This window comes from Candidatus Endoriftia persephonae (assembly GCF_023733635.1).
Taxonomy (GTDB): domain Bacteria; phylum Pseudomonadota; class Gammaproteobacteria; order Chromatiales; family Chromatiaceae; genus Endoriftia; species Endoriftia persephonae.
The window spans coordinates 1,922,709-1,936,838 of record NZ_CP090569.1; the positions used below are offsets into that span (position 1 = coordinate 1,922,709).

General features: G+C 53.4%; 11 protein-coding genes. 5 read left to right on the plus strand and 6 right to left on the minus strand.

Translation table 11 applies throughout. From position 1 onward, the window contains the following. The first annotated feature begins 520 nt into the window (after positions 1 to 520). From L0Y14_RS08585 to L0Y14_RS08595, 3 genes are all read left to right on the plus strand, one after another. Entirely contained in the window at positions 521 to 2,536 is a 2,016-nt protein-coding gene (locus L0Y14_RS08585; protein WP_251859169.1) for a TonB-dependent receptor, read from the plus strand. A 6-nt stretch (positions 2,537 to 2,542) separates the two neighbouring features. Then, positions 2,543 to 2,923 carry a c-type cytochrome gene (locus L0Y14_RS08590; protein WP_083825103.1) on the plus strand — a complete coding sequence of 127 codons (381 nt, stop codon included), beginning with the start codon at positions 2,543 to 2,545 and terminating at the stop codon, positions 2,921 to 2,923. A gap of 240 nt (positions 2,924 to 3,163) precedes the next feature. Then, positions 3,164 to 4,534 (plus strand): DEAD/DEAH box helicase, encoded by a 1,371-nt coding sequence (locus L0Y14_RS08595; RefSeq protein WP_006473827.1) that lies wholly within the window; start codon positions 3,164 to 3,166, stop codon positions 4,532 to 4,534. 142 nt (positions 4,535 to 4,676) lie between these two features. On the opposite strand, the gene dbpA is transcribed toward L0Y14_RS08595, so the two are convergent. Together dbpA and L0Y14_RS08605 are read right to left on the minus strand one after the other, a co-directional pair. Then, entirely contained in the window at positions 4,677 to 6,065 is a 1,389-nt protein-coding gene (gene dbpA / locus L0Y14_RS08600; RefSeq protein WP_006473826.1) for an ATP-dependent RNA helicase DbpA, read from the minus strand. 250 nt (positions 6,066 to 6,315) lie between these two features. Next, the gene (locus L0Y14_RS08605) at positions 6,316 to 6,894 is read right to left on the minus strand and encodes a class I SAM-dependent methyltransferase (protein ID WP_006473825.1); all 579 of its coding nucleotides are present in this window, start codon (positions 6,892 to 6,894) and stop codon (positions 6,316 to 6,318) included. A gap of 386 nt (positions 6,895 to 7,280) precedes the next feature. On the opposite strand from L0Y14_RS08605, the gene L0Y14_RS08610 reads away from it, so the two are divergent. Further along, entirely contained in the window at positions 7,281 to 7,742 is a 462-nt protein-coding gene (locus L0Y14_RS08610) for a PilZ domain-containing protein (RefSeq protein WP_083825102.1), read from the plus strand. Positions 7,743 to 7,845: 103 nt separating this feature from the next. Next, positions 7,846 to 8,211, plus strand: a complete 366-nt coding sequence (locus L0Y14_RS08615) for a TusE/DsrC/DsvC family sulfur relay protein (protein ID WP_005960865.1) — start codon at positions 7,846 to 7,848, stop codon at positions 8,209 to 8,211. 22 nt (positions 8,212 to 8,233) lie between these two features. Here L0Y14_RS08615 and L0Y14_RS08620 read toward each other — a convergent pair whose 3' ends face one another. The 4 genes from L0Y14_RS08620 to L0Y14_RS16660 all read right to left on the minus strand — a co-directional run bounded on the left by L0Y14_RS08620 (position 8,234) and on the right by L0Y14_RS16660 (position 14,128). Then, complete coding sequence (locus L0Y14_RS08620; RefSeq protein WP_005960866.1) at positions 8,234 to 8,557, minus strand: hypothetical protein; 324 nt, start codon at positions 8,555 to 8,557, stop codon at positions 8,234 to 8,236. A 101-nt stretch (positions 8,558 to 8,658) separates the two neighbouring features. Beyond that, positions 8,659 to 9,504 carry an HAD-IIA family hydrolase gene (locus tag L0Y14_RS08625; protein ID WP_005960867.1) on the minus strand — a complete coding sequence of 282 codons (846 nt, stop codon included), beginning with the start codon at positions 9,502 to 9,504 and terminating at the stop codon, positions 8,659 to 8,661. Positions 9,505 to 9,564: 60 nt separating this feature from the next. Further along, the gene (gene purL, locus L0Y14_RS08630) at positions 9,565 to 13,452 is read right to left on the minus strand and encodes a phosphoribosylformylglycinamidine synthase (protein WP_006473822.1); all 3,888 of its coding nucleotides are present in this window, start codon (positions 13,450 to 13,452) and stop codon (positions 9,565 to 9,567) included. 517 nt (positions 13,453 to 13,969) lie between these two features. Continuing rightward, on the minus strand, positions 13,970 to 14,128 hold the full coding sequence (locus L0Y14_RS16660) for an IS3 family transposase (RefSeq protein ID WP_010085204.1): 159 nt from the start codon (positions 14,126 to 14,128) through the stop codon (positions 13,970 to 13,972). Between the last annotated feature and the right edge of the window lie 2 nt (positions 14,129 to 14,130).

Here is a 14,130-nt window from a genome sequence, read left to right on the forward strand (position 1 = left end):
GGGAAAATATATGTGATTTGCCACACTTTAGTGTGGCATATAACCTATTGATTTTATAGGTCTTTTATTAGAACATCCCTTTCGTTTCTAGGGGGGATGTTCCTTGGCTTATTCTGGAATTGTTGTGTGTGACCAGTCGCATGCCCCCGCTTGGAATAGGTGACGCAGGTAGATGAGTGAGCGTTTCAGCGGCGTCCACCGTCAGCGGAGCGGAGAGGTTTTCATGCAGAGCCTCTTTGACGTGCCAGGCCTTGGTGGTCTTCATTCATGATCGGGTCAAGCAGTACAACATGGCACCCTAGCACTTCGAGGTGAATCCTTTCTGCGGGCGAGCCCAGGGAACCGTGACCTGTGTTGTCTTACCGCACTGTTTAAATACACCCGCGGAAGATCGGCCGGCTTCATTGAGATATTCGTTAAATTCAGGTTGTCTTGGCTATTTATGCCAGTTACCTGAAGATTCTATGAAAATCGTTATGCCCAGCTTGGTAGCTACAAATAGATTCGATAGGCAAAAACAATGAAAGAAAAACTGATTATATCAACACTTGTATCTGCTTCACTGACACCTTCATTGTTGTTTGCGGATGAGCCAACCACTATTGATGAGACAGCAAACAAAATTATTATTAATGAAGGAGAAATAAAAAACCGGAATATTGAAAATATTAAAGATGTCTTAGACACCACAAGCGGAGTCGAAACAGATGGCCAAAGCTTAAGTGTTCGTGGTGTAGGGAGTGATGGGCGAGGGATAGCGGTCACTGATGACGGGGTCAGTTTGACAGATGTTTCTGGTGCTTTTTCTACCGATATCGACACCAGTGAACTTGAAAAGCTCATCGTCTACAAAGGTCCTGGATCAATATACTCTGTAAATGGCACAGGCGGAGTCTTAAAGGCGAAATCGAAATCTGTTTTTAAAATGGATAACAACATCAAGGCCACTATTGGAAGTTATGGATATAAATATCTAAAATTAAACGCACACACCTACTTTGATGTCGATAGTTTGATTAATTTTACATACTCAAGGAAGGAGGATGATAATGATTATAAAGATCATTCACAGCAGCGCGACAACCGCTATACGTTAAAATTTGGCCGGATCATAAGTGACACCTCATCTGTTGAAGTCAGCTTTAAATACAATGATTCGTTTAAAGAAAAAATACAGTCAATTACTGATTCGGGTTTTATGGATTACCTGAATGGAAATACCGTCCAGAATGATGGTCTATGGGTCTTCAATTCCAGAGACACGCAGACAAAGACCGCTGATTTTAAGTACAGAAAATATATTAACAATGATCTATTCAAAGTAAGTGCTTTTTTCAGCACAAAAAACTCTACGTATTACAATAACGGAAAAATCAATGTTAATAACGATAACTATAATGCGGGGATAGATGTTGAGTACGATAAGGCAATAGGCTCGCATGAATTGCTATTTGGCTTATCGTATAAGAAGGATGAGATGCGTGATAATTATCAGTATAAATATACTGATATCACCACAGGATCAGGGGGCTTAATTACATCTGTTTATGGCACTACACCTGGTGATGTGCTCTCCGTATCTAATAGCAGCAATTATCTGCTTGGAGCCTATGCCAAGGATGATTGGCAAATAAATAATAAAATTAAATTGGAGGCTAGCCTACGCATCGATAGCGTGAATTTTGATGTGGATTCCACAGAATACTGGAAATACAACGGTACAACAGAGAAATATTCACCACTACCAGGCGATATTCAGCAGGTTTCACAACGAAACACGCTTGTTACTCCAAGGGTAGCGCTGATATATGGGCTGAACAGCACTACTAATGCTTATATATCCATTGCTCAGGGCGAAAGAAGTATTAATGATAGGCAACTGTTGGTCAATATAAAGAATGATAAATCTACAGATATCGATCCCGCCAAGTCGGTGAATTATGAATTTGGACTGAAGCATAGCAGCGATAACCTGGTGGCGGACGTGTCGATTTATCGTAATATCATCAGTGATGAGATTATTGAGGTAAAAGACCCCACTATTGCCCTGAAGTACTATGAAAATGCGGGTAAAGTTGACAAGAAGGGGCTTGAGCTAGGCCTCAAATATTCATTCAATGACTTCTATTATGTTGGCGCTAACTATAGTTACATGGATTATAAATATGTGACTTACATGACATCAACGGGCGACTTCTCTGGCAATACACTGCGTTCGATACCGGATTATAGATATGCACTCTATGCGGGACTTAAGAATCCAGTAAAAAAATTGAGCGCAAGAATCGAGATTGTAACATCAGGCTCTTTCTATACGGACGACGACAACACAAGAACGTATAAAGGATACAGTGGTGTTACAAATGCGGTATTTGGGTGGGAACCATGGCCAAACCATAAACTGATGTTTAATGTGAATAATCTCTTTGACAAACGATATGCTACAGATGCCTCATATTCTGCGACCACTGGCTTAACCACATATACGACTGCAGAACCAAGAACACTGAAATTGTCATACATATACAAATTTTAGGAGTGAATGATGAGAAACACCTTAACAGCAGCTCTATTGATTCTGTCTTCTCCGTTCGCTCTCGCAAGCGATGGTGAATCAATATACAAGCAGATCTGCTCACATTGCCATGTTATGCAAATGGGCTGGGAAATAAAGGATAAGACGACGCTTAAGGCGCCGCCATTTCCAGGCGTTACCAAGATGGTTCGGCGAATATACAACAATGAACAACAGTTTGTTGAATTTGTAAGTAATTACATTAAAAAACCAACAAGAATTAGGTCAAGAACAAAGGATGCTGTTATCGACCGATTTGGCCTTATGCCGAATATCGGCGCGAATATAAGCAATGAGGAGCGGAAAACCGTTGCTAAATGGATGTTTAACAATGTAGGGAGAAATTGAGTACATTTTTGTAAATGGCGTCAGTTAGGGTCGTCTCGCCACTATAGTCATGCCAGTGCTCGATGAGGAGCTGACTGGCGATGAGTGTTGATCTCCTGCCGTTGTGATGATCCCAAAAGAGCTGGTAAAGGAATGTTCCAGGGGCCACGTCATATAGAATTTGGCAATGAGTTCCTGTAATCTGCACGCCCGCCGATGAGGCGGTTCAGGCCATGAACAGCAGCTGCATGAGACGATCCTATGGGCTTTGCCTCCTTGGGCTTATCTGCCCCTCTTCTTGAAGCCGTAGCCGAGCAGGGCTACAAAACTCCTTCGCCCATTCAGGCCCAGGCAATACCTGCTGTAATCAAAGGCAGGGATGTGATGGCGGCAGCCCAGACCGGCACGGGCAAGACTGCGGGTTTTACGCTCCCTATATTAGAACGGTTATCGAAAGATGGGCGCGCTCAGGCCAATCAGGTGCGCTCCCTCATATTAACGCCTACCCGTGAGTTGGCAGTCCAGGTTGGGGAGAGTGTCGCCACCTATGGCAAACATCTGCCGCTGCGTTCTACGGTGGTATATGGCGGGGTGAAGATAAACCCTCAGATGATGAAACTGCGCCGGGGTGTCGATGTTCTGGTCGCAACGCCGGGGCGTTTGCTGGATCTGTACAACCGTAACGCGGTGAAGTTCAAACAGCTGGAAGTGCTGGTGTTGGACGAGGCCGACCGAATGCTGGATATGGGTTTTATCCACGACATTCGCAAGATCCTCAGCGTATTGCCCAAGCAGCGCCAGAACCTGATGTTCTCTGCGACTTTTTCTGACGAGATTCGCCATCTGGCCAAGGGGTTGGTCAAACAACCGGTTGAGATTTCAGTCAATCCCCGCAATACCACGGCAAAAACGGTAAAGCAGTGGATCTGCCCGGTGGATAAAAAACAGAAGCCCGCGCTACTCACTCAATTGATTCGCGATAACAGATGGAGGCAGGTGCTGGTTTTTACCCGAACCAAACAGGGTGCCGATCGATTAACTCGTCATCTGAAAGGCAAAGGTATTGAAGCTGAAGCAATTCATGGCAATAAGAGTCAGGGGGCGAGGACAAAAGCCTTGGCCGATTTTAAAGAGGGATCAGTTCGAATTCTGGTAGCAACAGATATAGCCGCCCGGGGATTGGATATTGACCAGCTGCCGCAGGTGGTCAACTTTGATCTACCCCATGTGGCGGAAGATTATATACACCGCATTGGCCGCACCGGCCGAGCAGGTGCCAGGGGGCAGGCAATCTCTCTGGTTAGTGCCGATGAGTTCAAGCAGCTTTCTGATATTGAACGACTTATTAAACAGTTATTAACGCGCAAGTTGATTGATGGTTTTGAGCCTGTTCACGATCTACCAGCATCTCATTTGGATCTTCGTCCCATTCGGCCTAAAAAACCTAAGAAACCCAAAAAGCCAAAAGCAGAGCACAAAGATGGACAGCGCTCGGGAGAAAATACCCAGGGCCATAAACCCAGTGCGAAGAATAAGAGGTATGCGGGTAACCGTAATCGTACAAGCGCTAAACCAGGCTCCAGGACTCGCCGTGGGAATAGTCGTCGTCGGGGAGAAGTTAAGAATAGTTAGGGGGCCATGCGGGAAATAAGTTTAGTTTTCAGGGGGGAGAGTCGAGCCGAGTGCGGAGTGAAACCAACGGCATCGCCTCTCTCCCGTCGCCTGCCACCCTCCAGTGAAATCACAATCGACTCTGCCCCGGAAGCTCTGCCCCCTACCCCCGTATCCGTCTCACACGAAACGAACGCCCCTTCAGTTTTCCCTCGCCTAATTTTATTAATGCCGTTTGAGCCGCATCTCCACTGACGGCCACATAAGCCCAGTTATCGAAAATATGAATTTTGCCGACCTGTTTACCAGCAATGCCGTTTTTTCCTGTGAGTGCGCCGAGAATATCGCCGGGTCTCACTTTCTGCTTTTTGCCACCATCAATTTGTAGGGTCACCATGGGTGGCTTATAGGTGGGTTGCTCCAGCAAGCTGAATGGCGGCAAGGGCGAGGCAACAATGCGCTGATCTAGGTACTCTTCCAGTGCTTCAACTTTGTATCTCTCTTTGTCATTATACAAAGTACAGGCGATGCCTTTGCTGCCTGCGCGTCCGGTGCGACCGATACGGTGAACATGCACCTCTAACTCACGGGAGAGATGGTAGTTGATGACGGCGTCCAAAGCGTCGATGTCTAGGCCGCGGGAGGCCACATCGGTGGCAACCAGTATCGAGGCGCTTTTGTTGGCAAAGCGCACTAGGGTTTGATCACGGGCTTTTTGTTCCAGGTCGCCATGCAATGCCAGCGCACTAAAGCCAAGGTCATGTAACTCGTCAGCCACTTCCTGAGTCTCCCGCTTGGTATTACAAAATACCAGGGCGGATTCAGGTCGATATTTCAGTAGCAGCAGCTGCAGGATGGTCATACGCTGTGTATTGGCATCGACTCTGTAGAAGTACTGCTGAATACTGGTGCTGTCATGGGTAGCAGCAACTTGCACCACTACCGGGTGGATCATGATGCGTTGAGCAATAGACTCTATTTGAGAGGGATAGGTTGCGCTGAATAACAGGGTTTGTCGCTGCTGTGGAGTGTACTTGATGATGGCATCCAGAGCTGGCTGGAAGCCCATGTCGAGCATGCGATCCGCCTCATCCAACACAAGCATGTTTAAACTATCCAGCCTCAGCGTACCTTTTCGCAGGTGCTCTTCCACTCGCCCGGGTGTCCCTACAATGATGTGCGCACCGTGTTCCAGTGAGCCAATCTGAGGCCCAAAGGGCATGCCGCCACAAAGAGTGAGAACCTTGATGTTGTGGATGCTTCTAGCCAGTTTGCGAACCTCTTTGGCCACCTGGTCGGCCAGTTCCCGAGTCGGGCAAAGTACCAGTGACTGCACACGAAAGCGCTTTACATCAAGCTTTTCCAATAAACCCAGACCGAATGCCGCGGTTTTTCCTGAGCCTGTTTTCCCCTGCGCGATAACATCTTTGCCATCCAGAATATGCGGCAAGCTCTGCGCCTGTATGGGCGTCATGGCCAGATAACCCAGGGTAGAGAGATTCTTAAGCAGGGCGGGATGCAGCTTGAGGGATGAAAAGTCAGTTTGGCTCAAAGTGCTTGTCCTTTTAGTGTCTGGGTTGTGACTTCGATTGCCATAAATCACAATAGTAACGGCGTTGGGCTAGCAGCCTATCCGGCCAAAGAATAATAGGGGACGTACCACAGCTTCTAGCAATGTGGATGTTCAATCCTGGCGCAAAACAGACGCACGATTATCGCATAAAAGATCTACCCGGCCATGGCAATTGGCAACTGCATAAACTCATTTCTCTTGATGATCGGCTTATGCATTTGCCAAAACATCAAACACAACCAACCAATATTCCATTCAGCCATAGTTCATGCTCCCGCCCCGGCCTGCGATCAGCCGTGACCCACAACTCCTTTATCGCCAGCACTTCGAGTTCTGCCACCAACATCCCTAACCCTGCTTCATCCATATCGGTGAATCGGCGGCCCTGTTTTTCATATTCACCTTGGCCATATTTGAACGAGCAATAGATCACGCCATTGGGCTTCAGCGCGCACGCCAGTCGGCGGAAGACGTCCGGTAGCTCCTTGGCGGGAACGTGCAGCAGCGAAGCACAGGCCCAGATACCGTCAAACTGGTGTTGGTATTGGATATCTTGCAGACGCTGTACCTGAACGGGTTGCCTGATCTCTTTTTCGGCTAGAGCGGCGATCTCGGCAGAGGCGTCGAAGGCGGTGACTTGGTAGCCGCGTTCGATGAAGGACTTGGCGTCGCGGCCGGAGCCGCACCCTGCATCCAGGATATGGGCCCGTTCAGGCAGCAATGGCAGGAAACGTTGGTAGAGTAGCTGCATATCGACCCAAAGGGTCGCTTCAACGAAGGCCTTGGCATTATTTTCATAGTAGTCCATAGGCAATCTCTGCAGTTTGACTAATAGTCAGAAGTAGAGCCTTAGCCACCAAGGCTAACTTCTGTTTCGGGGTGAGACCACCCAAGGCCATATTCAGCCGCTCATGGTTATAAGTCCAAAACCAACGGGTGGCAAATACCTGTACTCGCCTCGGTCTGATTGAGAGTGCTGATGATCTGGCAGTCACTGTAACAAGACTGTTTCTTACAGAAATCCAACAAACTTCATCATCCCCCATCGAGAATCAGAAACCTCCTCTCCCGTTCAACCATTCCCCCGGATAGCTGCGGATTTTCCCTGATACAGCAGGGAAAACCCCGTCTAAACATTTACCTGATTTCACGCTAGCTTCTCTGTCACCTCCCCCCATTTACAGAGTAGCCCCGATGGACGCACGAGCCGCACCAAGAGCCCCCCTTAAAGTAGCAGTCAACCTGTTTTGTGAGCAGCGCGCATCCCAACGTCACTGTGTGACCCATGACATCAGCACAGGTGGTTTTTTTGCCGTGGGCGTTCTCTGCCTACGCCCAGGAGATCGCTTAAAGGTCGCCTTGGGGGAGATGGAACGGGGCGCATTGAGCCTCAACTGTCGGGTGATCCGGGTGAGCATGGAGGGGGCCGGACTAAAATTTGAGGACAACAGTACGCTGCAGATGGAGGCCCTGAGCGAGATGATCTTACCCAACTGGGATGGCAAAAGCCTGCTGGAGGGCCAACTGAGGATTGCCCCCTGGTATCCCCATGAGGGCCTGTCAGGCTGGCTCAGATTGATGTCATTATTGAACAGCTGGCATCTCCTGGTAACTCCGGCAAGGATGGAATTTCGCCGTTGTCTGAAAAATCATTAGTCAGGCAAAAGCCACAATTACTGACAAACTCCATGGAAATGCTAGCCTGGCAATTGGTGACTGCTTCCTATACTTCCAGTCACCAAAGAGAGGAGAAGCCGCTATGTCAGACATTCTCAAACGCATCCACAGCCCCGCCTCGGTACGCAACGATCCCAACGGCAACCTGTTTGGCGCAATCCCTTGGTCGGAGCATGAGGCCATCGAGCGCGCCGCAGAGATCGGCATCACCATGAATGATAATCAGTGGGACATCGTGCTGTTTGTCAGAGATTACTATCGAGGGCGTGGGGATGAGGCCTCTGCCCGAGAGGTCATGAAAGCCCTGGGGGAGGAGTTCGCAGGCGATGGCGGACGTAAATGGCTCTACCAATGCTTTCCGGGCGGACCGGTCAATCAGGCCTCTTTCATTGCCGGCATTCCCATCCCAAGTGGGGCATCTGACCCCTCTTTTGGCAGCCGGCTTTAACAGACGCTGATTACCCGGCGATTCAGCTCGATTTCGAGATCACGTCGAGATAACCGCGCTGAATCGCTATCTCAAGTGACTGCGCGCCATTCACCAGTTCTTCATAGGTTTCGCGCAGTTTTTTTAGCTGATCGATCTGGTCGGGAGATGGCAAGCCGTTACCCACCACACCAGCCATATCAAACAGTTCCTTGAGGTAGACGGCACGCGCCCGCGCAACCAACACCATGACCGGGTTCAAATCACTCAGCGACAATTTTGGGATCGCTGGATTTATGGTCTCCCGATTGATTTCCCTGATCGTCTTGTCGATCTCCAACAGAAGCCTATTGTTGTCGGTTAACATCGTTGCACTCTCCTTAGGTAACTGCCGAAACAGATATCGGCACCCTGGTGGAATGCTTTATTTCGTTCCCAAAACGACCAATCCAGAGGCCCAAGTCTCAGTCAGAAGGAAACCAGCGATTGCAGATACCAGGTAGGACGGACATCATCTCGCGGCGGATGACTACCGCCCAGCCCGGTGGAGACCAAAGCCGAATCGATACCCGCCCGGTTGGCACCGGCAATATCGGTAGCCAGTTGGTCCCCGATCATTATCGGCTTCTGCACATTCAGCAACTGAAGTGCCTGATCGAAGATCGGCGCATAGGGCTTGCCGAGTCGCGCAAATCGCGGCGCATGTTGACCATAGCGTTCCAGCAGCAGCGCTTCGATCATCGCCGCCAGGCCGCCTGAGGTAAAACCATACTCGCCGGGAGAGAGCGGATAGATAATATCCGGATTACACAGCACCAATTCCACCGGGTGGCCCATATCAAACCGCCGCATCACCATGCTCAGCGCCTTGTTCATACCTTCCACGCAGTCGAATCCCTTCTGATCCGCGATCACCAGCACATCCGCATCGACCCCTTCTCTTAACGGCTCTGGGTATCCACCGGCGCGGCGCACATAATCCTCTGACTCTTCAGGGCCCAACACCAGGCAGCCGCAACCGACCAAGCCGCGTTTGACAAAGTAAGCTTCCAGCAACATACCGGAGGTGAGGATGGAGAACTCCGCAATCTCCAGCCTCTGACGCAGATAGTCCATTACCATCGTCGAAGGTAGCCGTGACGCAGAGTTTGTCAGCACTAAATAAGGTATGGCCATCGCATTCAGGCGATGGATAAATGCCTCCGCCCCCGGCAGCACCCCCCGCCGGTCGACCAAAACACCAGAGGCATCAAGCAGAAAGCCATCATAACGTTCGATAAGATCATCGATAGTCGTCGATACAGATAAATCCATTAGTTCCCAAATCCAGCAACAAAACCCGGCATAGCCGTTTATCTAAAGAAGAGGAGAGGCTCAGCCCACCCATACCCGGGCATTCCGGAACAGCCGCAGCCAGGGGGCATCACCACCCCACTCATCCGGGTGCCAGGAGTTCTGCAGTGTGCGAACTACCCGTTCCGGATGCGGCATCATGATGGTGACCCGGCCATCACTGGAGGTTAGGCCGGTGATACCTTCTGGCGAGCCGTTGGGGTTGGCCGGATAACGGCTGGCCGGCCCACCGCTGTTCTCCACATAGCGCAGCGCCACCTGCGACTGGGCTGCGGCTAGCTGCGCTGCATCGTGAAACTCCGCCCTGCCCTCGCCGTGCGCCACCGCGATCGGCATTCGCGAACCCGCCATGCCTGCCAGCAGAACCGAGTTTGTCTCACCCACCTCGACACTGACAAAGCGCGCCTCGAACTGCTCCGAGCGGTTGCGCACAAAATGGGGCCAGTTCTCGGCCCCGGGGATCAACTCATGCAGATTGGAGAGCATCTGGCAGCCGTTGCAGACCCCCAGTGAGAAGCTGTCGCTACGCTCGAAGAAGGCCTGAAACTGATCCCGCGCACGACTGTTGAAGAGGATCGACTTGGCCCAGCCCTCGCCGGCGCCGAGCACATCACCGTAAGAGAAACCACCGCAGGCCACCAGCCCCTTGAACTCATCCAGCGAGTGCCGCCCCTCGATGATGTCGGACATATGCACATCGACACACTCGAAACCGGCGCGATGAAACGATGCTGCCATCTCCAGTTGGCCGTTGACCCCCTGTTCGCGCAGGATCGCTATCTTCGGATGGACCCCGCTGGCAATCATTGGCCCCGCCACATCCTCCGCCGGATCAAAACTGAGAGAGACCTGAATGCCCGGATCGTCTGCCGCGATGCGCTCGAACTCCTCCTCGGCACAGCTGGGATTATCGCGCAGCGCCTGCATCTGCCGGGTTACCTCCGACCAAGCCTGTTGCAGTTCCACCCGACTTGCCTCCAGCAGCAGCTTGCCCGTGCGGGAGACCCGGATCTGCTGATCGTCGTTAAGGGCACCGATCACTTGCGAACAGTGGCCCAGCCCGGCATCGTGCAGCGCCTTCAGCACATCGTCAGTATCAGTATGGCGCACCTGCACCACCGCGCCCAGCTCCTCGTTGAACAGCAGCGCCAACGGCTCGCCGGGGAGATCATTCAGCTCGACGTTCAGGCCGGTGCGACCGGCAAAGGCCATCTCAGCAAGGGTGGCGAGAAGGCCGCCGTCAGAGCGGTCATGGTAGGCCAGCAGCAGCCCGTCCCGATTCAGCTCCTGGATCACATCGAAGAAACGCGTCAACGTCTCCGCATCATCCAGGTCGGCGCCTTCATGGCCGATCTGCTTGTAGACCTGGGCCAGCGCCGTGGCGCCGAGCCGATTATGCCCTTTGCCCAGGTCGATCAGGATCAGGTCGCTATCCCCCTGATCGCTGCGCAGCTGCGGTGTCAGGGTGCCACGCACGTCCTCCACCGGGGCGAAGGCGGAGATGATCAGCGACAGCGGCGCGGTTACCTCGCGCTGCTCCTCCCCCTCCTGCCAGACCGTCTTCATCGACATCGAGTCTTTGCCTACCGGAATCGCAATGCCGAGTGCCGGACAGAGCTCCATACCCACCGCCTTGACGGTCTCGTAGAGCCTGGCATCCTCACCAGTGTGGCCCGCCGGGGCCATCCAGTTAGCGGAGAGCTTGATATCGCCGATCTTGCCGATCTGCGCGGCGGCGATATTGGTGATCGCCTCACCGATTGCCATCCGCCCGGAGGCCGGCGCGTCGAGCAACGCCAGCGGAGTGCGCTCGCCCATCGCCATCGCCTCACCTGTGTGACCCATCAAGCCGGAGGTAGTAACCGCCAGATCAGCCACCGGCACCTGCCAGGGGCCGACCATCTGGTCGCGGGCCACCATGCCGGTGATCGAACGGTCACCGATGGAGATCAGGAAGGTCTTGTTCGCCACCGTCGGCAAGCGCAGCACCCGCAGCGCCGCCTCCTTCAGGTCGATCTCGCTGGTATCAAGTTCCGGCTTAGCGAAGGGCCGATGATGCACGTCACGCAGCATCCGCGGCGCCTTGCCAAACAGCAGCGGCATCGGCAGATCGATCGGTTTGTTGTTGAAGTGGGCGTCGCCCAGCAGCAGGTGCTCCTCATCGGTGGCCTCACCCACCACCGCGTAGGGGCAACGTTCGCGCTCGCAGATCGCCTTGAACTCGTCAAGCCGCTCAACGTCGATCGCCATCACGTAGCGCTCCTGGGACTCGTTACACCAGATCTCCATCGGCGCCATGCCGGGGTCATCGTTGGGCACCATGCGCAGCTCAAATCTGCCGCCACGGCCGGCATCCTTGACCAGCTCCGGCAAGGCGTTGGAGAGGCCGCCGGCACCCACGTCGTGGATAAACAGGATCGGATTCTCGCCGCCTCGTGCCCAGCAGGCATCGATCACCTCCTGGCAGCGACGTTCCATCTCAGGGTTAGAGCGCTGCACCGAGGCGAAGTCGAGATCCTCCGCTGAGGTGCCGCTGGCCATCGACGAGGCGGCGCCACCGCCCAGGCCGATCAGCATCGCCGGGCCACCCAGCACCACCAACGGCGAGCCCGCTGGGAAGGTCGTCTTCTCGATATGTTCGCCACGGATGTTGCCGAGCCCGCCGGCGAGCATGATCGGCTTGTGGTAGCCACGCAGCTCTTCACCGTCCGGCCCTGCCACCCATTGTTCGTAGGTGCGAAAGTAGCCGCACAGATTGGGCCGACCAAACTCGTTGTTGAAGGAGGCAGCGCCGATCGGCCCTTCGAGCATGATATCGAGGGCCGAGACGATACGCCCCGGCTTGCCGTTATCCTGCTCCCAGGGCTCTTCGCCGCCGGGCAGGCGCAGGTTGGAAACCGAGAAGCCGTTCAACCCTGCCTTCGGCTTAGAGCCCTTGCCGGTGGCGCCCTCGTCGCGGATCTCGCCGCCGGAGCCGGTGGCCGCGCCAGGATCGGGGGAGATGGCAGTGGGGTGGTTGTGGGTCTCCACCTTCATCAGGATGTGGATCTCCTCTTCGCCGAAGCCGTAAACCCCATCTTTGGGATCCGGCAAGAAACGTTCAGCGCGTGGGCCGGCCATCACTGCCGCGTTGTCTTTGTAGGCGGAGAGCACACCGTCCGGTGAGCAGTCGGTGGTGTTGCGGATCATCTTGAACAGGGAGCGCTGCTGAGGCTCACCGTCGATGATCCAGTCGGCATTGAAGATCTTGTGGCGACAGTGCTCGGAGTTAGCCTGGGCGAACATCATCAGCTCGACGTCGCTGGGGTTGCGCCCCAGCCCCTGAAAGCTCTCCAGCAGATAATCAATCTCGTCGTCGGAGAGGGCCAAACCCAGCTCGCCATTGGCACGCTCCAGGGCAGGCCGCCCCCCCTCCAGTAGATCAACGCGCGTGAATGGCTTGGGCTCAGCATGACTGAACAGGCAGTCCGCCTCATCCATCCCGGCCAGCACCACCTCGGTCATGCGGTCGTGCAGCAGGGCTGCGAGCACTCTATTTTCGCCATTGGAGAGTTCGCCACCTTCCAGCTGCAGATAGTAGGCCATGCCCCGTTCCAACCGCTCGATCTTCTGCAGACCGCAATGGTGGACGATATCAGTCGCCTTTGTAGACCAGGGAGAGATGGTGCCGGGCCGTGGCACTACCAGCAGCAGACTCCCCTCAGGATCGTGCTCTGACAACTGCGGACCATAACGCAGCAGCTGTTGCAACACCTCACCCTCTGCAGCATCCAGGGGCTGGCTCAGCTCGGCAAAATGCATGAACTCAGCATAGACACTGATCGGCCTGCCGAGCAGCGTTTCAAGCCGCCGGGCGAGTTTCTTCAGGCGAAAATCAGAGAGCGCGGGCGCACCACGGAGAATGAGCATCGTCTGGCCTTTTCTTGTCAATCAAAACAGGTCGGCAATCATACAGGAAAAGCGCTGGCGAGTTGATTGGCGAGGCATCTGTTGCCACTGTCAGCATCCGGGACTATGTTGAAGATAGAGGGCAGGAGATGACCTGTCCGGGAGGTCGAGATGCGTAGAAGCAACATTCGCCACACTCTGATGTGGATACTCGCCTTTGTGCTGATACTAGGATGGATCGGCGCACTGGCACTCTAACAGGTTTGGCTTCAATCCCTATCCTGAGGGGTGAATTGCCGGGCCGTAGACCAGGCCATCCACCCCAGCAACAGGCTGGCAGCGATAAGCGCGCCCCACAACAACCACTGTTTCCAATCCCTCAACAGTGGCGCCGCCAGCGCCGGCGCCCCTAGGGGCGTCCAACCTCAGTTGCCGGCTGATCAACCGCCCCTCCCGCGCCCCACTCAACTCTTGCCAAAGCCCTCTACTCTGCTGGGCCTGCGCGTGGTGATATTGCGAGACTTTTCCGGACAAAAAATCACACAACTTTTCGGTTCTCTTTCTCATAGCCCGATGGAGTCTGATAGCCGATAGTTGAGTGGCGTTTCTGGCGGTTATAAAACACCTCGATATATTCAAAAATCTCCTGCTTGGCTTCTTCTCTGGTCTGGTAGCGCCTGTGATGGGTAAACTCCATCT